This is a genomic window from Variovorax sp. 10L421, from assembly GCF_056395365.1.
Genome location: NZ_JBFTJJ010000004.1, coordinates 86,421 through 105,081, shown reverse-complemented (window position 1 = coordinate 105,081; position 18,661 = coordinate 86,421). Strand labels below are relative to the sequence as shown.

21 protein-coding genes are annotated in these 18,661 nt (G+C 67.5%); 15 read left to right on the top strand and 6 right to left on the bottom strand.

Features of this window, described 5'->3' with window-relative positions:
* Positions 1-36: 36 nt before the first annotated feature.
* From AC1DFC_RS08635 to AC1DFC_RS08585, 11 genes are all read left to right on the top strand, one after another.
* Positions 37-2,364: a heavy metal translocating P-type ATPase gene (locus tag AC1DFC_RS08635; protein WP_478178978.1), complete on the top strand. Its 2,328-nt coding sequence runs from the start codon at positions 37-39 to the stop codon at positions 2,362-2,364.
* Complete coding sequence (ccoS, locus tag AC1DFC_RS08630; protein ID WP_007832042.1) at positions 2,364-2,501, top strand: cbb3-type cytochrome oxidase assembly protein CcoS; 138 nt, start codon at positions 2,364-2,366, stop codon at positions 2,499-2,501. The genes AC1DFC_RS08635 and ccoS overlap by 1 nt, the downstream gene beginning before the upstream one ends.
* Before the next feature lie 65 nt (positions 2,502-2,566).
* Positions 2,567-4,006 carry a cytochrome-c oxidase, cbb3-type subunit I gene (gene ccoN / locus AC1DFC_RS08625; protein WP_007832041.1) on the top strand — a complete coding sequence of 480 codons (1,440 nt, stop codon included), beginning with the start codon at positions 2,567-2,569 and terminating at the stop codon, positions 4,004-4,006.
* 9 nt (positions 4,007-4,015) lie between these two features.
* The gene (gene ccoO / locus AC1DFC_RS08620) at positions 4,016-4,654 is read left to right on the top strand and encodes a cytochrome-c oxidase, cbb3-type subunit II (protein WP_007832040.1); all 639 of its coding nucleotides are present in this window, start codon (positions 4,016-4,018) and stop codon (positions 4,652-4,654) included.
* A gap of 14 nt (positions 4,655-4,668) precedes the next feature.
* Positions 4,669-4,809: a cbb3-type cytochrome oxidase subunit 3 gene (locus AC1DFC_RS08615; RefSeq protein WP_007832039.1), complete on the top strand. Its 141-nt coding sequence runs from the start codon at positions 4,669-4,671 to the stop codon at positions 4,807-4,809.
* 13 nt (positions 4,810-4,822) lie between these two features.
* Positions 4,823-5,737 carry a cytochrome-c oxidase, cbb3-type subunit III gene (gene ccoP / locus AC1DFC_RS08610; RefSeq protein WP_478178977.1) on the top strand — a complete coding sequence of 305 codons (915 nt, stop codon included), beginning with the start codon at positions 4,823-4,825 and terminating at the stop codon, positions 5,735-5,737.
* Between the two features lie 22 nt (positions 5,738-5,759).
* Positions 5,760-7,199, top strand: a complete 1,440-nt coding sequence (ccoG, locus tag AC1DFC_RS08605; RefSeq protein ID WP_007832036.1) for a cytochrome c oxidase accessory protein CcoG — start codon at positions 5,760-5,762, stop codon at positions 7,197-7,199.
* An 11-nt stretch (positions 7,200-7,210) separates the two neighbouring features.
* Positions 7,211-7,495, top strand: coding sequence for a FixH family protein (locus AC1DFC_RS08600; RefSeq protein WP_413311885.1), 285 nt, complete (start codon positions 7,211-7,213; stop codon positions 7,493-7,495).
* Entirely contained in the window at positions 7,492-7,743 is a 252-nt protein-coding gene (locus tag AC1DFC_RS08595) for a hypothetical protein (RefSeq protein WP_007832032.1), read from the top strand. Before AC1DFC_RS08600 ends, AC1DFC_RS08595 begins: the two co-directional genes overlap by 4 nt.
* 40 nt (positions 7,744-7,783) lie before the next feature.
* Positions 7,784-9,157 carry an oxygen-independent coproporphyrinogen III oxidase gene (gene hemN, locus AC1DFC_RS08590; protein WP_042673209.1) on the top strand — a complete coding sequence of 458 codons (1,374 nt, stop codon included), beginning with the start codon at positions 7,784-7,786 and terminating at the stop codon, positions 9,155-9,157.
* Positions 9,158-9,159: 2 nt separating this feature from the next.
* Positions 9,160-9,846, top strand: coding sequence for a sulfite exporter TauE/SafE family protein (locus AC1DFC_RS08585; protein WP_478178976.1), 687 nt, complete (start codon positions 9,160-9,162; stop codon positions 9,844-9,846).
* A gap of 28 nt (positions 9,847-9,874) precedes the next feature.
* Here AC1DFC_RS08585 and AC1DFC_RS08580 read toward each other — a convergent pair whose 3' ends face one another.
* Both AC1DFC_RS08580 and AC1DFC_RS08575 read right to left on the bottom strand, forming a co-directional pair.
* On the bottom strand, positions 9,875-11,455 hold the full coding sequence (locus AC1DFC_RS08580) for an oleate hydratase (RefSeq protein WP_413334518.1): 1,581 nt from the start codon (positions 11,453-11,455) through the stop codon (positions 9,875-9,877).
* Positions 11,456-11,565: 110 nt separating this feature from the next.
* A complete protein-coding gene (locus AC1DFC_RS08575) occupies positions 11,566-11,799 on the bottom strand; it encodes a BON domain-containing protein (RefSeq protein WP_007832005.1) in 234 nt (77 codons plus the stop codon).
* A gap of 471 nt (positions 11,800-12,270) precedes the next feature.
* Between AC1DFC_RS08575 and AC1DFC_RS08570 the strand changes: the two genes are divergently transcribed.
* The 3 genes from AC1DFC_RS08570 (at position 12,271) to AC1DFC_RS08560 (ending at position 15,049) form a co-directional block, all read left to right on the top strand.
* Positions 12,271-12,579, top strand: a complete 309-nt coding sequence (locus AC1DFC_RS08570) for a high-potential iron-sulfur protein (protein ID WP_478178975.1) — start codon at positions 12,271-12,273, stop codon at positions 12,577-12,579.
* A gap of 284 nt (positions 12,580-12,863) precedes the next feature.
* Positions 12,864-13,688 carry a universal stress protein gene (locus AC1DFC_RS08565; RefSeq protein ID WP_478178974.1) on the top strand — a complete coding sequence of 275 codons (825 nt, stop codon included), beginning with the start codon at positions 12,864-12,866 and terminating at the stop codon, positions 13,686-13,688.
* An 8-nt stretch (positions 13,689-13,696) separates the two neighbouring features.
* Complete coding sequence (locus tag AC1DFC_RS08560; RefSeq protein WP_478178973.1) at positions 13,697-15,049, top strand: MBL fold metallo-hydrolase RNA specificity domain-containing protein; 1,353 nt, start codon at positions 13,697-13,699, stop codon at positions 15,047-15,049.
* 24 nt (positions 15,050-15,073) lie between these two features.
* Here the strand turns inward: AC1DFC_RS08560 and AC1DFC_RS08555 are convergent, their stop codons facing one another.
* The 4 genes from AC1DFC_RS08555 to AC1DFC_RS08540 all read right to left on the bottom strand — a co-directional run bounded on the left by AC1DFC_RS08555 (position 15,074) and on the right by AC1DFC_RS08540 (position 17,633).
* Complete coding sequence (locus AC1DFC_RS08555) at positions 15,074-16,063, bottom strand: zinc-dependent alcohol dehydrogenase family protein (RefSeq protein ID WP_478179124.1); 990 nt, start codon at positions 16,061-16,063, stop codon at positions 15,074-15,076.
* 99 nt (positions 16,064-16,162) lie between these two features.
* Complete coding sequence (locus tag AC1DFC_RS08550) at positions 16,163-16,336, bottom strand: hypothetical protein (RefSeq protein WP_413311904.1); 174 nt, start codon at positions 16,334-16,336, stop codon at positions 16,163-16,165.
* A gap of 2 nt (positions 16,337-16,338) precedes the next feature.
* Positions 16,339-16,992, bottom strand: a complete 654-nt coding sequence (locus AC1DFC_RS08545) for a BON domain-containing protein (RefSeq protein WP_478178972.1) — start codon at positions 16,990-16,992, stop codon at positions 16,339-16,341.
* A 137-nt stretch (positions 16,993-17,129) separates the two neighbouring features.
* Positions 17,130-17,633, bottom strand: a complete 504-nt coding sequence (locus AC1DFC_RS08540; protein WP_478178971.1) for a Rossmann-fold NAD(P)-binding domain-containing protein — start codon at positions 17,631-17,633, stop codon at positions 17,130-17,132.
* Between the two features lie 236 nt (positions 17,634-17,869).
* Between AC1DFC_RS08540 and AC1DFC_RS08535 the strand changes: the two genes are divergently transcribed.
* Positions 17,870-18,637, top strand: coding sequence for a Crp/Fnr family transcriptional regulator (locus AC1DFC_RS08535; protein WP_413334511.1), 768 nt, complete (start codon positions 17,870-17,872; stop codon positions 18,635-18,637).
* The last annotated feature ends 24 nt before the right edge of the window (positions 18,638-18,661 follow it).

Below are 18,661 nucleotides of genomic sequence, written 5' to 3'. Positions count from 1 at the left end.
AAACGGCTTGCGAGGCACCGCCCTTAGCCTCGCCCGATGAATGCCGCGCTCGCCCCCCAGTACGCCCCGATCCCATCGCTTCCTTCCCCTGTCGACGAGGCATGGCAGGTGCTGGACGACCCCGGCGAATGGCCCGGCTTCGGCCGCCCACTGGACGCGGCCGACGGCTGCTGGGAATCACAGGTGGTGGTCGAGGGCATGCACTGCGCGGCCTGCGCCTTCACCGTCGAGGCCGCGCTGCGCCAGGTGCCCGGCGTGAGCGACGTGCAGGTCAACGCGGCGAGCCGGCGCGCGCGCATCGTGTGGTCGCCGGCCGTGACCCGGCCGTCCCGCTGGTTCGAGGCCTGCGCGAAGGCAGGCTACGCGCTGCTGCCGGGCGGCGACCGGTCCGCGAGTGCCCTGCGCGAGCGCGAATCGCGGCTGGCCCTGTGGCGCTGGCTGGTCTCGGGCCTGTGCATGATGCAGGTGATGATGTACGCCTACCCGGCCTACATCGCGCGCCCCGGCGACATGAGCGCCGATGCGGCGCAACTCCTGCGCTGGGCCTCCTGGGTGCTGACGCTGCCGGTGGTGCTCTTCTCCTGCGGACCCTTCTTCCGAAGCGCATGGCGCGACCTGCGCATCGGCCGCATCGGCATGGACCTGCCCGTGGCCTTCGGCGTGCTGATCACCTTCGCCGTCAGCAGCGCGGCAACCTTCGATCGCGCGGGGCCGCTGGGGCACGAGGTCTATTTCGATTCGCTGACGATGTTCGTCTTCTTCCTGCTCACCGGCCGCTGGCTCGAGGCGCGGCTGCGCAACCGAACGGCGGGCGCGCTCGAAGCGCTGATGCACCGGCTGCCCGACAGCGTGGAGCGCCTGGAGGCCAATGGTGGATGGGTGCGCGTGACGGTGCGGCGCCTTGCCGTGGGAGACGTGGTGCGCGTACGACCGGGTGAGGCCTTTCCGGCCGACGGCGTGGTGATCGAGGGCGACACCTGCGCCGACGAGGCCCTGCTCACAGGCGAGTCTCGTCCCGTGCCTCGTCCGTGCGGCAGCCGCGTGCTGGCGGGCAGCCACAACCTCGGGGTCCTGGTGCAGGTGCGCATCGAGTCGGTGGGCGAGGGCACGCGCTTCGCGCAGATCGTGCGGCTGATGGACGGAGCCGCCCTGGGCAAGCCGCGGCTCGCGCAACTGGCCGACCGCGTGGCGCGGCCCTTCCTCTGGGCTGTGCTGGCCGCTGCGGCGGCCGCCGCGCTGGTGTGGTGGCACATCGACCCGGGACGGGCGCTGATGGTGGCCGTGGCCGTGCTGATCGTTACCTGCCCCTGCGCGCTGTCGCTGGCCACGCCGGCCGCCATGCTGGCGAGCGCGGGCGCGCTGGCGCGCGGCGGCGTGCTGGCCTCGAACCTGCAGGCGCTCGAAGCACTGGCTTCCGTCGACACGGTGGTGTTCGACAAGACCGGCACGCTCACCGGCGGCACGCCGCGGCTGGAGCGCGTGTACTGCCGGCGCGGGCTGATGCCCGGCGATGCGCTGGAGATCGGCGCGGCGCTCGGGGCGCAGTCGCTGCATCCGGCCGCGCGCGCGCTCGCCAGCGCATGGCAAGCCCAATTCCGCGCGCTGCCCGACTGGAAGGTGCTGCACCTGGCGGAGACGGCAGGGCAGGGCATCGAAGCCCACGTTGTCCGCAGCAGCGGAAGCGACCGCACTGCGCATCCGCTGCGCCTCGGCGCCGCGGCCTTCTGCGACGTGCCCGCATTGCAGGTCGATGCTCTGCAGATCCACATGAGCGACGACCAGGGCTGGCTCGCGAGCTTCGTCCTGGCGGAGGAACTGCGCGCCGATGCCGCCGAAGCCGTGGCGGCGCTCAAGGAACAGGGCATCGCGGTGCGCCTGCTGTCGGGCGACCGCGACGCGGCGGTGCGCGCCGTTGCGGCGCATGCCGGCATTGCCGCGGCGCAGGGCGACTGCACGCCCGAAGACAAGCTCGAAGTGCTTTGGCAGTTGCAAGCCGCGGGCCGCGAGGTGGCCATGGTCGGCGACGGGCTCAACGATGGCCCGAGCCTGGCGCGCGCCAACGCCTCGTTCGCCTTTGGCGATGCGGTTCCGCTGTCGCGCTCGCGTGCCGACTTCGTGGTGCCTGGCGGCGCGCTGTCGGCTGTGCCAAGGGCCATCGCGCAGGCTCGCCGCACGCTGCGCGTAGTGCGGCAGAACCTGTTCTGGGCCGCGGCCTACAACGCGCTGTGCGTACCGCTGGCGGTGGCGGGCTGGCTGCCCGCGTGGCTCGCCGGCCTGGGTATGGCCGCGAGCTCGCTGGTGGTGGTGCTGAACGCGGCGCGGCTGGCCGCACCGGGTGCCGACGTGAAGAGGGCGGTGGGCTGATGGACATTCTCTTCCTCCTCGTGCCGCTGTCCGTGGTGCTGGTGCTCGCCATCCTCGGCGGGCTTTGGTGGGCCGTCGAGCGCGGCCAGTTCGAGGACATCGAGGTCGAAGGCGACCGCATCCTGCGAAACGATTGATCTGCATCAACCCGACCGGGCGGACCCGCAGGGACACTGCCCGCAAATCATTCGAGGGCATCACGATGCAAACAACGAACCCACCCGCGGCCAGCTACGACGACACCGTCGTGCGGCAGTTCGCGCTCATGTCGGTGGTCTGGGGAGTGGTCGGCATGCTGGTCGGCGTGGTCATCGCGTCGCAGCTGGCCTGGCCCGAGCTCAATCTCGGCATTCCCTGGCTGAGCTACGGCCGGCTTCGCCCGCTGCACACCAACGCGGTGATCTTCGCGTTCGGCGGCTGCGCCCTGATGGCCACCAGCTTTCACGTGGTGCAGCGCACCTGCCAGGTCCGGCTGTTCGCGCCGGCGCTCGCGTCCTTCGTGTTCTGGGGCTGGCAACTGGTCATCGTGGCGGCCGCCATCAGCCTGCCCATGGGCTACACCAGTGGCAAGGAATACGCCGAACTCGAATGGCCCATCGACCTGCTGATCGCCGTGGTCTGGGTGGCCTACGCCATCGTGTTCTTCGGCACCATCGGCATGCGCAAGGTGCGCCACATCTACGTGGCCAACTGGTTCTTCGGAGCCTTCATCATCGCGGTGGCGCTGCTGCACATCGTCAACAGCGCCGAGGTGCCCGCCGGCTGGATGAAGAGCTACTCGGCCTACGCGGGCGTGCAGGACGCGATGGTGCAGTGGTGGTACGGCCACAACGCGGTGGGCTTCTTCCTCACGGCCGGCTTCCTGGGAATGATGTACTACTACATCCCCAAGCAGGCGGGCCGTCCGGTGTACTCGTACCGGCTCTCGATCGTGCACTTCTGGGCGCTGATCTTCACCTACATGTGGGCCGGTCCGCACCACCTGCACTACACCGCGCTGCCCGACTGGACGCAGTCGCTGGGCATGGTGTTCTCGCTGATCCTGCTGGCGCCGAGCTGGGGCGGCATGATCAACGGCCTGATGACGCTCTCGGGCGCCTGGCACAAGCTGCGCACCGACCCGATCCTGCGTTTCCTGATCGTCTCGCTGTCGTTCTACGGCATGTCGACCTTCGAGGGGCCGATGATGTCCATCAAGACCGTCAACGCCCTGAGCCACTACACCGACTGGACCATCGGCCACGTGCACTCCGGGGCGCTGGGCTGGGTGGGCTTCATCACCATGGGCTCGCTGTACTACCTGATCCCGCGCATGTACGGCCGCACCACCATGTACAGCGTGAAGGCCATCGAGGCGCACTTCTGGATCGCCACCGTCGGCATCGTGCTGTACATCGCCGCCATGTGGATCGCCGGCGTGATGCAGGGCCTGATGTGGCGCGCCATCAATCCCGACGGCACGCTCACCTACACCTTCGTGGAGAGCGTGAAGGCGACCTTCCCGTTCTACGTGGTGCGGGCGCTGGGCGGGCTGCTGTACCTCTCGGGGATGCTGGTGATGGCCTGGAACGTCTGGATGACTGTCATCTCGGGCCGCTCGGTGCGCGCCGAGATCCCGCCCGCCGCCATGGCCCACGCCTGAGGACGCACGATGAATCCGAACACACCGAACACACCGAAGACCACCGGCTTCACGCACGAGAAGGTCGAAACCAACAACCTGCTGATGATTGTGCTGATCCTCTTCGTCGTGGCCGTGGGCGGCCTGGTGGAGATCGTGCCGCTCTTCTTCCAGAAGTCGACCACCGAGGCGGTGCAGGGCGTGATGCCGCTCACGCCACTGCAGCTGGCCGGGCGCGACGTCTACCTGCGCGAGGGCTGCTACAACTGCCACTCGCAGATGATCCGGCCCTTCCGCTCGGAGACGCTGCGCTACGGCCACTATTCGGTGGCCGGCGAATTCGTCTACGACCATCCGTTCCAGTGGGGCAGCAAGCGCACCGGCCCCGACCTGCAGCGCGTGGGCGGAAAGTACAGCGACGAGTGGCACCGCATCCACCTGAACAATCCGCGCGACCTGGTGCCCGAGTCGAACATGCCGGCCTATTCATGGCTGGAGAAGAGTGCAATCGACGCCGATGCACTGCCCAGCCACATGCGCGCGCTGCGCAGCGTGGGCGTGCCCTACACCGACGAGGAGATCGCCAAGGCCTCAGACGAGGTGAAGGGCAAGACCGAGATGGAGGCCACCGTGGCCTATCTGCAATCGCTGGGCCTGGCGCTCAAGTAGCGAGGACTGAACACATGATCGACATCACCACCCTGCGCGTCGGCGCCACCGTCGCCTGCTTCATCGTCTTCATCGGCATCGTCGCGTGGGCCTGCGCACGGCGCAACGCGAAGGGCTTCGAGGAAGCCGCACGCCTGCCTTTCGAGCAGGACTGAACGGAGAACCGAGATGAGCGACTTCATCAGTCATTTCTGGTCCGACTACGTCGCGGTGCTCTCGCTGCTGAGCATCGCCGGCTGCGTGCTGCTGTTGTGGCTCACGGCACGCAAGCGCGTAGCGGCCGACGCGGACAACACCACGGGCCACGTGTGGGACGAGGATCTGCGCGAGGCCAACAACCCGCTGCCGCTGTGGTGGGTGGGCCTCTTCGTGCTGACCATCGCGTTCGGCCTGGCGTACCTGGCGATCTTTCCGGGACTCGGCAGCTTCAAGGGGCAGTTCGACTGGACCTCGCGCGCCGAGTACGACACCGAGGTCGCCAGGGCCACGCGCGAACTGGCGCCGGTGTACGACAGGTATGCGACCCTGCCGGCGGAAGAGGTTGCGCGAGACCCGCAGGCCAGGGCCATCGGCGAGCGGCTGTTCATGAACAACTGCGCGCAGTGCCATGGCTCCGACGCGCGCGGCAGCAAGGGCTTTCCGAACCTCACGGACAAGGACTGGCTGCACGGCGGTGCGCCCGACAAGATTGTCGAGACCATCACCAAGGGCCGGGTCGGCACGATGCCGCCCATGGCGGCGGCGGTGGGCACGCCGGACGACGTGAAGAACGTCGCCAACTACGTGCTGAGCCTGTCGGGCGAGCCGCACGACTCGCTGCGGGCTGGGCTGGGCAAGCCGAAGTTCACCGCCTGTGCGGCCTGCCACGGCATCGGCGGCGTGGGCAACGAGGCCCTGGGCGCGCCCCGCCTGAACGACAAGATCTGGCTGCATGGCTACGGCGAGGCGGCCATCGTGCAGATGATCAACGAGGGAAAGCACAACGTGATGCCAGCGCAGGAAGGGCGCCTGACCGAGGCGCAGATCAAGCTGCTCGCCTCGTACGTGTGGGCTTTCTCGAACCCGCCGGCGGCCACGCCCTGACTGGCACCGCAGCCGCTGCCTCATGTCTCGCAAGATCATTCCCATCGTCGCCGTGGCCAACGAAGCCGGCGAGTCCGGAGGGCCCGGCGAAGGCGTCGGTCTCTACGAGGCCTCGAAGAAAATCTACCCCCGCAGCGTGCACGGCATGTTCGCGCGCTGGCGCTGGGCCGTGGTCTTCCTCACGCAGCTTGTCTTCTACGGCCTGCCATGGGTGCAGTGGGGCGAGCGCCAGATGGTGCTCTTCGACCTGGCCGCGCGGCGCTTCTACGTCTTCGGGCTGGTGCTGTACCCGCAGGACCTGATCTACCTCTCGGGCCTGCTGGTCATCAGCGCGCTCTCGCTCTTCCTGTTCACCGCCGTGGCGGGGCGGCTGTGGTGCGGCTATGCCTGTCCGCAAACCGTCTACACCGAGATATTCATGTGGGTGGAACACCGGATAGAGGGAAACCGCACCGCACGCATGCGGCTGGACGCCGAGCCGATGTCGCTCGAGAAGCTGGTGAAGAAATGGTTCAAGCACATCGTGTGGATCGGCATCGCGATGTGGACCGGCTTCACCTTCGTGGGCTACTTCACGCCCATTCGCGAACTTGGCATGGCCTTCCTGCAGACGCAGATGGGATCATGGGAGGTGTTCTGGGTGTTTTTCTACGGCTTCGCGACCTATGGCAACGCCGGCTTCATGCGCGAGCAGGTGTGCAAGTACATGTGCCCCTATGCGCGCTTCCAGAGCGCCATGTTCGACCGCGACACGCTCATCGTCACCTATGACCCGCTGCGCGGCGAGCCGCGCGCGCCTCGCCGCAAGGGGCCCGACCCGCGCACGCTGGCGCTGGGCGACTGCATCGACTGCGGCCTGTGCGTGCAGGTCTGCCCGACCGGCATCGACATCCGCCAGGGGCTGCAGTACGAGTGCATCGGCTGCGGCCTGTGCGTGGATGCCTGCGATACGGTGATGCAAAAGATGGCGTATCCGCCGCGCCTCATCCGCTACGACACGCAGAACGGCATGGAGGGCCGCTGGACGCGCCCGCAGCTGCTGCGCCGCGTGCTGCGGGCGCGCGTGCTGGCCTACACGGCCATCCTCGCGGTGCTGGTGTCCGGCCTTCTGGCCAGCCTGGTCGCACGCACGCCGTTCAAGGTCGACGTGGTGCGCGACCGCGCTTCGCTGGCGCGCATCGTCGAGGGAGGTCGGCTGGAAAACGTCTATCGGCTGCAGATCATGAATGCCACCGAGCAACAGCGCCGCTATGCGATTTCCGCGCGCGGTCTCGATGGAGTGGCCGTGGCGTCCGAGCCGGCGGTGACGGTGGACGCCGCCCAGTCGCGCTGGGTGGCGGTGCGCCTGCAGTTGCCCTACGGCGTGACGCCCTCGGGCTCGCACACCGTGTACTTCGACGTACGAGAAGAAGGTGGCGGCGCGCAGGTCTCCGAAAAAGCGGTCTTCCTGGTGCCGCGCTGAAAGGTATCGACATGATTGCAACAACGAACGAACCGGTCGCCGCCGCGTGGTGGCGGTACCCGCTGGTGTGGATGGTGATCGGCGGACCCGCGCTGGTGGTGGTCGCGAGCGTCGCGACCTTCTGGGTCGCGTGGCACCGGCCCGACGCCCTTGTGTCCGAGGACTACTATCGCGAGGGCATCGAGATCAACCGGACACTGGCCGGCAAGGACTCGATGCCCGCGCTCGCCGCGCGCAACCATGCGGCCACGCCGGCAAGCGACCTGCCGTCGCCAGCGAGAAAGAGGGCGCCATGAACGCACAGCGCCAGGTCATGGCCGTGCTGTGGCCGTCCTTCCTCGTTGCCTGCGGCATGGAGGTCCTGGTCTTCGCGATGGTCGATCCGCTCAGCGTGTATTGCGGTGCCGATGTGCTGCACATGTCGCGCCAGGGCATCTATACGGCCTCGTTCTTCGTGTTCTGGCTGATGGCGGCGGCGTCGAGTGCATGCACCGCATTGCTGGCTCCGCCCACCGGTGGCGCCCCCCTCCGGCATGACCTGTGACTTGGCGTTCAAGATGATTTCCACCACCGTCGACCCCATCATGCCCTCGTTGCCGGCCGAGCTGCTGCGTCAGTTCGACGTGCCCGGACCGCGCTATACCTCCTATCCCACGGCCGACCGCTTCGTCGAGGCCTTCGGCGCCGAAGACCACGCGCGCGCCGTGCGCCGGCGGCGCGCGGATGGCGCGCAGGCTGCACCGCTGTCGATGTACGTGCACATCCCGTTTTGCGAATCGCTGTGCTACTACTGCGCCTGCAACAAGGTCATCACGCGGCATCACGAGAAGGCGCGGCATTACCTGGACTACCTCGCGTGCGAGGCTGCGCTGCAGGCCGCGCAGCTCGGGCCGGGCACGGTCGTGAGCCAGCTACACCTCGGCGGTGGCTCGCCCACCTTCCTCGACGACGCAGAACTGACCGGGCTCATGGCCATGCTGCGCGGCGTCTTCGACTTCGCGCCCGACGGCGAGCAGTCCATCGAAATCGATCCGCGCACGGTCGACACCGGCCGCCTGGCGCACCTGGCGTCGCTCGGATTCAACCGCCTGAGCTTCGGTGTGCAGGATTTCGACCCCGACGTGCAGCGTGCGGTGCACCGCGTCCAGCCTGCCGAGCAAGTGTTCGCGCTGATGGCCGACGCGCGGGCGTTGGGTTTCGAGTCGGTCAACGTGGACCTGATCTACGGGCTGCCGCGTCAGAACGACGCATCGTTCGAGCGCACGCTGGCGCAGCTGTGCATGTTGCGGCCGGACCGCATCGCGCTATATGCCTACGCGCACCTGCCGGAGCGCTTCAAGCCGCAACGACGCATCCTGGCCGAAGACCTGCCCGACGCTCCCATCCGGGTGCGGATGCTGGCGCGCGCCATCGAGGTGCTGAGGGATGCGGGCTATGTGTACATCGGCATGGACCACTTCGCGTTGCCCGGCGACCCGCTGGCCGTAGCCAAGCGCAACGGCCGGTTGCACCGAGATTTCCAGGGCTACAGCACCCAGCCGGATGGCGATCTGGTCGCACTGGGCGTATCCGCCATCGGCCGCATGGGCGCCACCTACAGCCAGAACGCCAAGACGCTGGAGAACTACTACGACCTGCTTGATCAACACCGCCTGCCGGTGGTGCGGGGGCTGGCATTGTCGCGCGACGACTTGCTTCGGCGCGACGTGATCATGGCGCTGATGTGCCGCGGCCATGTCGACTTCGACGCCATGGGCGAGGCACACACGGTCGATTTCCGCCATTGCTTCGCGGCCGAATTCGCCGCGCTCGGGCCGCTGGTCGCACAGGGGCTGGTGCGCCTGACCGACCACGACATCAAGGTGACGCCGCGGGGCTGGTTCCTCGTGCGCGCCGTCGCCATGGTGTTCGACAAGTACTGCGGCGCCCATCGCGAGCGCTTTTCGCGCGTGGTCTGACCATGCAGACCGCACTCGCCGGCGCTGCGCTGCTGATGGGCCTGGCCGGAGGCCCACACTGCGTGGCCATGTGCGGTGCGGCGTCTGCGGCTGTGATCCGCATCGTGCCGGCCAGGGCCGGCGGCGGCGCATTGGCATCGTCGGCACCTGCCGCGTTTCATTTGGGGCGCATTGCCGGCTATGCCGCTGCGGGCGCGGTCGCCGCGGCGAGCGTCGACAGCCTGGCCCTGGCGGGCACCCATATCGCGGCGTTGAAACCGCTGTGGGTGTTGTTGCATGTGTTCGTGTTCGCCTGGGGAGCGACGTTGGCGGTCACGGGACGACAGCCACTGTGGGCGCGACGCACGGGCCGCCTGCTCGAGGCGCGGCTGCGGCCACTGGCCGCCAGCACCCCGCTGGGCGTGCTGGCGACGGGCGCACTGTGGTTCGCCATGCCGTGCGGGCTGTTGTATTCGGCGCTGATGCTGGCCAGCCTTGGCAGCGACCCGTTGCAGGGCGCCGGCGCGATGGCATCGTTCGCGGCCGGTAGTGGCTTGTCGTTGCTGCTGGCGCCCTGGCTGTGGCGGCGGTTGCGCTGGAATGGCCGTGGCACCTGGGGTGCGCGCCTGGCCGGAGTGCTGCTTTCGGCGGTGGCGCTGCAGGCGCTGTGGTCGGACATCACACGGCAGGTAGCGGCCTGGTGCGGCTGAGCAAGGTCGAGGCGAGCCTGCTGCGCGCTCAGCCCATCAGCGTGCGCAGACTGGCCAGCGCGACCTTCGCATCGGCGATGCCGTGGTAGATGGGCGGCACCTCCTTCTTCACGTCCATGAGCCCGTAGACGCCATGCATGGCGCCACGCACCGAATACTCAACCGTGAAGACCACATCCTCCGGGATCTCCACGTACTGGCCGAGCAGGGCGAAGTTGCTGGCGCCGGGCGGACGGACGGGCGGTCGGTCCGACAGGGACCGGCATTCGAATTCGCTGGTGATGTACGGCATCATCACGGGCACCACGGTGGTGGTTTGCCGCACCTCTTCGAGGATGTCCTCGAAGCCCAGGTGATGCATGAGCTCGGTCAGTATGTCCTGTCCGGTCGCCTGTGCCATCGTCCGGTCGATGAAGTTGCCCTGGGTTTCCTGCAGCAGGCCGTAGCCCCAGAGCGTATACACCCCGTCTGGCTGTTCGTCGAAGTGCGGCGAATGCGGAACCACGATCGACATCAGCCAGCTGGAGTCCTTGAAGGTCATGAGGCCGCCGGTGCCGGGCTCGTTGCCCGAGAAGGCCTGGATGCGCTGCAGCAGAAGCGGGCTGCTCATGGTCAGCGTGAACGATGCCCACTTGCTCTCGTCGACGTGGCCGCAAAAAGTTTCGGGCCGGCCGAGGCCGGGTGCCTTGCGGGCCATGTTCTTCCAGAGCGTCCAGGCGCCATCGCGCTGGTCGCGCACGAGTTCGGGCGCTTGGTGGTCGTTGCCGTTGCGCGAATCGGCTGTCATGGAGCCGAGCGTGAGAAGGGCGCAGTCGTCCGGCCCCAGGTGGTAGGACAGCGGGCGGCCGTCGCGAAGGGCGTGCAGCGTCTGAAGCCGCAGGCCGCTGCTGGCGTCGGCGAAGTCCACATCGACCACGCGCGTGCCGAACTCGAAAAGCACACCGTGCGCCAGCAGCCACTTCACCATGGGTCGCACGATGGTGTCGTACTGGTTGAGCGTGGTGCGGCGAACGCCACCCAGGGTGTGGATGCGCGGCAGCTCCTGAAGGAAGCGCAGCATGTAGCGCCTGAGCTCGACCGCGCTGTGCCAGTTCTGGAATGCGAAGGTGGTGCGCCACATGGCCCAGAAGTTGGTGTCGAGAAAGTGCGGCGAGAAGTATTCCTCGATGGGCTTTGCACCCAGCGCGCGTTCCGGCGTGGCCAGCAGGCGCATCAGCTCCAGCCGGTCCTGCAGGTCGAAGCCGAGGTCGCTGGCATCGATGATGCGGTGGTGTCGGTCGATCAGCCGCGCACGCGCATGCGAAAGCAGTTGCTGGTTGAAGGCGCGGACCTCCTCGTGCACCGTGCGCGAAGGCGTGTCCAGCGAGGGGATGCTGTCCAGCACGTTCCACAGGCAGGTGTAAGTCTCGTCCGTGAACATGCGGCCGCCGCGCGTCACGTAGCCTTGGCTCGCGTTGCCCGCGCCGTCGAGTGCGCCGCCGGGCAACGGCGATTCCTCGAGGATGCGGATGCGTGAACCATGCATGCCTGCGTCGCGTATCAGCAGCACGGCCGCACTCAGCGCGCCGATACCGCTGCCGACGATGTAGGCCTGGTTGAAAGGGGGCATGGAATATTCCTCGGGAAAGCGATGAAGCACCGTGGGGGCGGCACAAGGCTAAAGCCACTGGCGGGGCCGCGGCTTGATGCAGCGCAGCAGCCCCCGGCCGGTGGCCGCGATCACCGCGCGATCACCGCTGCAGGCCGGACGGTAAGTCCGTTCAGCAGTGTCGTCAGGCCCTCAGTGCGGCGTGCGGCGCGTTCCGCGGCTGCCCGCTGGGCCTCGTCGGCCACCCTGCCAACCAGGGTCACCACGCCATTGGTCACGCGCACGTCGACATCGCAGGCGTTGACGGCCGGATCCCAGTTGAGCTGGGCGAAGACATCGTGTCTGAGCTGAATGTCCGGGTTCATGGCAATCCTTTCTGGAAAACGGAGGGAGGCGAGAGTTTCCGGCGGTGCATAGGTCGGAAGGCGCAACGGCACATGGGGGGTGCGTTCATGTCTTGTGTCCTTCTTGGGGATGACGCGATCTTGCCGATCGAGAAGAAGAACACCTTGCGCCAGCGCAAGCTTCGATGCAATGCGCGCGTTCCTGATCCGCGCATCGCGAACAAGGACTGATGAACATGCTGGGTAACCGCTCCGGGATTGATCCTGCGCAAGGCCGCTTGCAGCCGCTCGCTCGAGAATGACCGCAGGCAATCCCACTCGCCCATCACGAGGTCGTCCCATGAACATTACATTGAACGGAACCCTGCAATTTCTGGGGTTCTGCGTCGCCACGCTTCTGGCCACAAGCGTTCTCGTGCTCGCGGGTTTGAACGAGCGCAGTCCCGCGCAGGACGGCTCGACACCCACTTCACACACCACGAAAGACTCACGATGAAATCCTCCAGCCGCCGAACTTTCATGCTCACGCTGGCCGCAACGGGGGCAGCCGTCTCTGCCACCGGCGTGTTCGCAGAAGCCCGACTCGACGAAAAAGACCCACAGGCCGCGGCCCTGGGATATGTTGCCGATTCAGCGAAGGCCGACGCGAAGAGGTTTCCGAAGCACGACAACGCCCAGCTGTGCAACGGCTGCGCACTCTGGCAGTCCAAGCCGACAGATGCCACTGGCAATTGCGCGTTGTTTCCGGGGAAGCCCGTGAGCGCAAAGGGCTGGTGCAGCGCCTGGGCAAAAAAGGCCTAGCGCCTCTTGTCGCCAAGGGATCGGAGAGTTCCTTCAGACGCGTTGAGCTGCGGCGGCCAAAATCGCATGACGCATTGCTGCGTCTCGCTGCCAAGCAGCGGCCGCTTGATGCCCTTGCGGCCGTGCGAGGCTAGGCATGCGTGCCGGCCCGGTCTTGCGCTCGATCAAGCATCGGCGCTGTCGCGTGGAAGTTAGTTCGCGGGCGATTGATTCAGCGCAAGGCTGTGCGATTCGAGCAGGTCTAAGGTCGTCCCATCCAAAGCCCGTCAGTCCAAGGAGCCCTCATGCAGACCCCGAAATCCATCCTGCTTCACCTTGACGGCTCGGCCCGTGCGGTGGAGCGCATCAAGCTGGCGCGCCAGCTCGCGGAGACTTTCGATGCCGAAGTGACCGCCCGGCCGTGCACCCTTTCCGCACTCATGCGCTACCCGTACGCCATCGAGGCCGCGGCGGAGGCGGTCGCGATCATGCAGGAGATCGACAAGGACGCGCGCGACAGGATGCACGCCGCCTTCATCGAGCACAGCGCAGGTTCGCAGCGCCTGCACTGGGCCGAGCCGGAGAGCGATGGACCCTGGGGCTTCGCGCGGCGCGCGCTCTATGCCGACCTGATGATCCTCGGTCAGCGCGACCGGAACGATCCGATGGACGGCGAACTGCCCGGCGATTTCCTGCCCAGCGTGCTGGTGCAGAGCGGCCGGCCGGCACTGGTGCTGCCGTATGCGGGACCGGTTGGCTCCATCGGCCGCAACGTACTGGTGGCGTGGAAGGAAACCCCCGAGTCCGCGCGCGCCGTGACCGCCGCGCTGCCATGGCTGCGAAAGGCGGCCCGGGTGCATGTCGTGGCCTACGGCGAAGACGCCGAGGCTTCGCTGCAGCGCCTGCAGGACTACCTGCGGACGCAAGGCGTCCAGAACATCACGCTGCATCCCGGCGGCGACAACGACGACGACGTCGGCAACAAGCTGCTGTCCTTTGCCGCGGATCTGAGTTCGGACATGCTGGTAATGGGCTGCTATGGCCACAGCCGGGCGCGCGAATGGGTGATGGGCGGCGCCACGCTGTCCATGCTCCAGTGGATGACCTTGCCCGTGCTCATGTCGCACTGAGGCACACCATGCGCATCGACTTTCTCGGCGGCACGGGCACCGTCACCGGCTCGAAGTACCTGCTGACGCACGAAGGCCGGCGGCTGCTTGTCGATTGCGGCCTCTTCCAGGGGCTGAAGCAGCTGCGCCTTCGCAACTGGGAAGCGCTGCCGGTCGACGCAGCCGCGATCGATGCCGTGCTGCTGACGCACGCGCACATGGACCACAGCGGCTTCGTGCCGCGGCTGGTGCAGCTCGGCTTCAAGGGCCGGGTGTATTGCACCTCGGCCACCCGTGAGCTTTGCGAACTGCTGCTGCCCGACTCGGGCCGCCTGCAGGAGGAAGACGCCGACTTCGCCAACCGTCACGGCCATTCGAAGCACAAGCCCGCCTTGCCGCTTTACATCGAGCAGGACGCGCGCGCGGCCCTCAAGCGCTTCGAGGTCGTCCCGTTCGGCCAGGAGTGCTCCCCTTGGCCCGGCTGGACCTGGCAACTGCACAGGGCGGGCCACATCCTGGGCGCCGGCAGCCTGCGCGTCGGCTGGGAAGGCTCGAGCATCCTGTTCTCGGGCGACCTGGGACGCAGCCAGGACCTGCTGATGCGCCCGCCCGAAGTCGCCGAACCGGCAGACTACGTGGTGGTGGAGTCGACCTATGGCAATCGCAGGCATCCGGCGTCGGACACGCTGGCCGAACTGGCGGGCGTGATCAACCGCACGGCCGCGCGCGGAGGCATCGTGGTGATTCCGGCCTTTGCCGTCGGACGCGCGCAGACGCTGCTGCATTGCATCCAGCTGCTCAAGCAGGCGCGGCGCATTCCCGACATGCCGGTATACCTCAACAGCCCGATGGCGGCGGATGCCACGCGCATCTATGGCAAGCACCTGGACGAACACCGCTTGAGCGCCGAACAATGCGCCGCCATGCAGGGGAAAACCACTATCGTCAACACGATCGAGGAGTCCCGGCGGTTGAACACCCTGGGCCTTCCTTCGATCATCGTGTCGGCCAGCGGCATGGCCACCGGCGGGCGCGTGCTGCACCACCTGAAGGCCTACGCACCCGACGCCAGGAACACCATCCTTTTCGCAGGCTTCCAGGCCGCCGGCACGCGCGGCGCGGCCATGGTGGCCGGCGCCGACGCGATCAAGATCCACGGCGCCTACGTGCCGGTACGCGCGGAGGTCGCGAACCTCGAGACCCTGTCGGCCCATGCCGACCGCGACGAGCTGCTCGCCTGGCTCGATGCACAGCGCGCGCCGCGCCGGGTGTTCGTGACCCACGGAGAGCCGGTGGCTGCCGATGCATTGCGGCTGGCCATCGAGGAGCGCCACGGCTGGCCGTGCACGGTGCCCGACTACCGCGAATCGCGGGAGCTCTGAAGCGCCCGGCGCGCGGGCTCCCGTTCAGGGCACCAGCACCGCGGCGCCCTCGATGCGGCCCGCGCGCAGATCGGCCAGCGCTTCGTTGGCCTGCGCGAGCGGATAGGTTCTGGTGTGCACCTGTAGCGGATGCGCCTGCGCGAATGCCAGGAACTCCTTCGCATCGGCGCGCGTGAGGTTCGCCACCGAGACAACGCTGCGTTCCTCCCACAGCAGCCGGTACGGGAAGGCCGGGATGTCGCTCATGTGGATGCCGCCGCACACAACCCGGCCGCCCTTGCGCACGACACGCAGCGCGGCCGGCACCAGCTCGCCGACGGGCGCGAAGATGATGGCCGCGTTCAGCGGCTCGGGCGGCCGCTCGTTCGAGCCGCCAGCCCACACGGCGCCGAGGCTGCGGGCGAAGGCCTGCGTCGCAAGGTCCGCGGGCCGGGTGAATGCGAAGACCTCGCGACCCTGCGCAATGGCCGCTTGCGCTACCAGGTGCGCCGCGGCGCCGAAACCGAAGATGCCCAGCCGGCGCACGCCTTCGCCGGCTGCCTTCAGGCTGCGCCAGCCGATCAGGCCCGCGCAGAGCAGGGGGGCAATGCGGGCGGCATCGGCTTTGGGCATGGCCAGTGGAAGGCAGAACGCGGCCTCGGCAATCACATGGCTCGCGAAGCCGCCATCGCGGTGGTAGCCGGTGAAGCGCGGCGTGTCGCAGAGGTTCTCGCGGCCCTCCGCGCAGAAGGCACAGCAGTCGCAGGTGTGGCCCAACCAGGGCACGCCGACGAGGTCACCCACGCGATAGTCTGTTCCCCCGGAGCCGGTCTCTTCCACCACGCCCACGATCTCGTGACCCGGCACGATCGGCAGCACGGGCAGCGGCAACTCGCCATCGACGATGTGCAGGTCAGTACGGCAGACCGCGCAGGCCAGAACGCGAAGGCGAAGCTCGCCGGGCCCAGGCTTTGGGATGTTGCGTTGCTCCAGTTCGAGCGGCAGCAGCGCTGCGTTCAGCACCATGGCGCACATGGTCGGCTCGCTCCGTACGCAGGGATCGAGAGTGGCTTGTGTCCCGGAGATGGCATGCATGGCAGGTCTCGCTGAAAAAAACGCCCGGGCGTTGCCGCCTCAGGCCATGTACTTGCCGCCGTTGATCGACAGTGTGATGCCGTTGACGAACGCGGACTCGTCGGCGCCGAGGGACGCCGCGCCGCGCGCGATCTCCCCCGGCGTGGCCAGGCGGCCGGCCGGAATGGCCGACAGGATGCCGCTGCTGCCGCCGGTGACGAGCGCGACGCGCATGCTCAGGCGTCCACGAGCAGATCGTTCACCACCACCGTAACGCCCGGGGTGGCCCATGCGGCGCCCTGCACCGCGTCGCGCTCGGTCCAGGAATGGACCGTGCCGCGCAGCGTGACCTGTGAGCCGCTGACCGTGATGGCAAGCTGGCGGGCTTCGCGGTCGGCCTGGCGCGAAAGCGCGTCGTGAATCTTCTTCTCGATATCGGCGGGGCTCACCTTCGGCTTGACTTTCACGAGGTTCGACACGCCGGTCACGCCCATCAGGTTGCATACCGCGCTTTCGGCGGCGCTGCGCTGATAGTCCCACTCGACTTCGCCGTTCAGCGTGAGCCAGCCTTTTTCCACCATGGGGCGGATCTTGTCGTCGGGCACGAGCACGTTCCACTCGAGCGCGCGTTCGGCCGCCATGGCGATGTCGGCATCGGTGCGCTGGTTGTCGAAAGGCAGCTTCACGCTCAGTTCGATGGCCAGCGCCTTGACGCCATGCACGCGCTGCACAGCGCGCTCGACGGCGTATTTCTCGGCGTAGCTGGCCAGGTGGCCGGTGAGGGTGACCACGCCGTCCTTGACGATCACCCCGATGTCGGAGGTCTTGACGTCGGGTGCCCAGTTCAACTCGGCCTGGATGTCGTTGCGCAATTGGGTATCGGTCTTCATGGGAGATTCCTTGCAGTGAGTGAATGGAGGAGCGGTCGTCGCGTGAAAACCGTTTGCGACCGTGGAGTTCACTGTAGGAACCGGGAGGCCCGGCCGCATTGCGCTGGATCAAGTGCGCGCGGCGGGCGCCAGGCGGCTCAGGCGATGGCGTCCAGCAGCAGGGCCTGGAGCACGAAGCGCCGGTTGTCGGCCAGCGGGGTCCTGTCGCCGAGCAACTCGGCAAGGTGCCCGGTTGGATGGGCTTTCGTGGCAGCGCCGTCGAAGACGGGGATCCCGGCGTACTGGCCGATGCGCTGCACGAGTTCGGGGTCCAGGCCCTGGCATTCCACGGCTTCGTAGAGACGGCCGAGCATGCGGGCTGTGTTCTGCACTTCCTGCTGTGCGCTCGCGAGCGACAGGCCCGGGCGCATGACCGCCACGTGCGCGCCCATTTCCTCGGCAGCGCTGCGAAAAAGCGCCTGTGCCTCGTCGGACGGCATTTCGCACAGAAGCCCCAGATTCTTGCCGCGCAGCAGCCTCGGGGTGCTCCCGTCCAGTGCGGCACGCTGGAGCAGCTGCGCGCGGCACAGCAGGCTCGTCACCTCCAGCGGCGAGAGCTGCGGCGCGGCCTCGGGGGCACAAGTCTTGTGGGAGAGGGGCATGGAAATGGTCGATATGTGGCCTGCCAAGGCTAAGGACCCCGATGGGCCCGGACTTGATGCAAGTCAAAGCACGGGGGTGCACATATGTGATTTGCGGCACGTCCCATGCCGTTGATACACGCCGGACACATTGCATTCTCCGAGCGTTACCCACCGACTCCAGCCGTTGTCATTGCGTTGCCGAAGGCTTCCTAGCATCCATCCATCGACACGCGACAGACCACCAAGGAATCCAGATGCTCAATACCGTCACTCCCTCGAAGACCACACCGGTCCCGGCCGGCCTGGCATTGCCGAGCATCGGCCGGGAGTGCGAGGGTCGGAACACCGCCGATACGCTGAAGCTGCTGTGCGAGCAACTCACCCCCCAGCGCCGCGTGGTGCACACGGGCGACACGATCTACCAGGCGGGCGAGCGCTTCGGCAATCTCTACATCCTGAATTCGGGCTTCTTCAAGATCGTGAATCTCTCGGCCGACGGGCGCGAGCAGGTGGTGGGCCTGAAGTTCCGTGGCGACTGGCTCGGCTTCGACGGCATCGCCGGCGGGCGCTATTCGTGCGATGCCGTGGCCATGGACACGGGCGAGATCTGGGTCGTGTCGTACGAGGCCCTGCTGGCCGCCTGCGCCAGCCACCCGATACTGCTGCAGGTGCTGCACGCCGCCATGAGCCGCGAGATCGCGCACGACCGGGATTCGCTGATGTCCGTCTGCACACTGCCGGCCGATGCCCGCGTGGCCGACTTCCTGCGCTACTGGGCGGAGACGCTGGCCGAGCGCGGCATGCGCACCGACGAGATCACGCTGCGCATGACGCGCGCCGAGATCGGCAACTACTTGGGCATGACGCTCGAGAGCGTGAGCCGGGCGCTCTCGCGGCTGGCGCGCGACAACGTCATCGGCTTTGCCACCAAGGGGCGCCGCGACGTGCAGATTCCCGACGTGCGCGCGCTGTCCGCCTTCGTGCAGCGCTGCCTGTCGCCCGCGCCCGCGATGCTCCAGTAATCAATCCAGCAAGCCGGCCGGCCG

Excerpts from the sequence above, each read along its gene's own strand:
- AC1DFC_RS08635 (WP_478178978.1), top strand. The coding sequence starts at position 37 with ATGAATGCCGCGCTCGCCCCCCAGTACGCCCCGATCCCATCGCTTCCT.
- ccoS (WP_007832042.1), top strand. The coding sequence starts at position 2,364 with ATGGACATTCTCTTCCTCCTCGTGCCGCTGTCCGTGGTGCTGGTGCTC.
- ccoN (WP_007832041.1), top strand. The coding sequence starts at position 2,567 with ATGCAAACAACGAACCCACCCGCGGCCAGCTACGACGACACCGTCGTG.
- ccoO (WP_007832040.1), top strand. The coding sequence starts at position 4,016 with ATGAATCCGAACACACCGAACACACCGAAGACCACCGGCTTCACGCAC.
- AC1DFC_RS08615 (WP_007832039.1), top strand. The coding sequence starts at position 4,669 with ATGATCGACATCACCACCCTGCGCGTCGGCGCCACCGTCGCCTGCTTC.
- ccoP (WP_478178977.1), top strand. The coding sequence starts at position 4,823 with ATGAGCGACTTCATCAGTCATTTCTGGTCCGACTACGTCGCGGTGCTC.
- ccoG (WP_007832036.1), top strand. The coding sequence starts at position 5,760 with ATGTCTCGCAAGATCATTCCCATCGTCGCCGTGGCCAACGAAGCCGGC.
- AC1DFC_RS08600 (WP_413311885.1), top strand. The coding sequence starts at position 7,211 with ATGATTGCAACAACGAACGAACCGGTCGCCGCCGCGTGGTGGCGGTAC.
- AC1DFC_RS08595 (WP_007832032.1), top strand. The coding sequence starts at position 7,492 with ATGAACGCACAGCGCCAGGTCATGGCCGTGCTGTGGCCGTCCTTCCTC.
- hemN (WP_042673209.1), top strand. The coding sequence starts at position 7,784 with ATGCCCTCGTTGCCGGCCGAGCTGCTGCGTCAGTTCGACGTGCCCGGA.
- AC1DFC_RS08585 (WP_478178976.1), top strand. The coding sequence starts at position 9,160 with ATGCAGACCGCACTCGCCGGCGCTGCGCTGCTGATGGGCCTGGCCGGA.
- AC1DFC_RS08580 (WP_413334518.1), bottom strand. The coding sequence starts at position 11,455 with ATGCCCCCTTTCAACCAGGCCTACATCGTCGGCAGCGGTATCGGCGCG.
- AC1DFC_RS08575 (WP_007832005.1), bottom strand. The coding sequence starts at position 11,799 with ATGAACCCGGACATTCAGCTCAGACACGATGTCTTCGCCCAGCTCAAC.
- AC1DFC_RS08570 (WP_478178975.1), top strand. The coding sequence starts at position 12,271 with ATGAAATCCTCCAGCCGCCGAACTTTCATGCTCACGCTGGCCGCAACG.
- AC1DFC_RS08565 (WP_478178974.1), top strand. The coding sequence starts at position 12,864 with ATGCAGACCCCGAAATCCATCCTGCTTCACCTTGACGGCTCGGCCCGT.
- AC1DFC_RS08560 (WP_478178973.1), top strand. The coding sequence starts at position 13,697 with ATGCGCATCGACTTTCTCGGCGGCACGGGCACCGTCACCGGCTCGAAG.
- AC1DFC_RS08555 (WP_478179124.1), bottom strand. The coding sequence starts at position 16,063 with ATGTGCGCCATGGTGCTGAACGCAGCGCTGCTGCCGCTCGAACTGGAG.
- AC1DFC_RS08550 (WP_413311904.1), bottom strand. The coding sequence starts at position 16,336 with ATGCGCGTCGCGCTCGTCACCGGCGGCAGCAGCGGCATCCTGTCGGCC.
- AC1DFC_RS08545 (WP_478178972.1), bottom strand. The coding sequence starts at position 16,992 with ATGAAGACCGATACCCAATTGCGCAACGACATCCAGGCCGAGTTGAAC.
- AC1DFC_RS08540 (WP_478178971.1), bottom strand. The coding sequence starts at position 17,633 with ATGCCCCTCTCCCACAAGACTTGTGCCCCCGAGGCCGCGCCGCAGCTC.
- AC1DFC_RS08535 (WP_413334511.1), top strand. The coding sequence starts at position 17,870 with ATGCTCAATACCGTCACTCCCTCGAAGACCACACCGGTCCCGGCCGGC.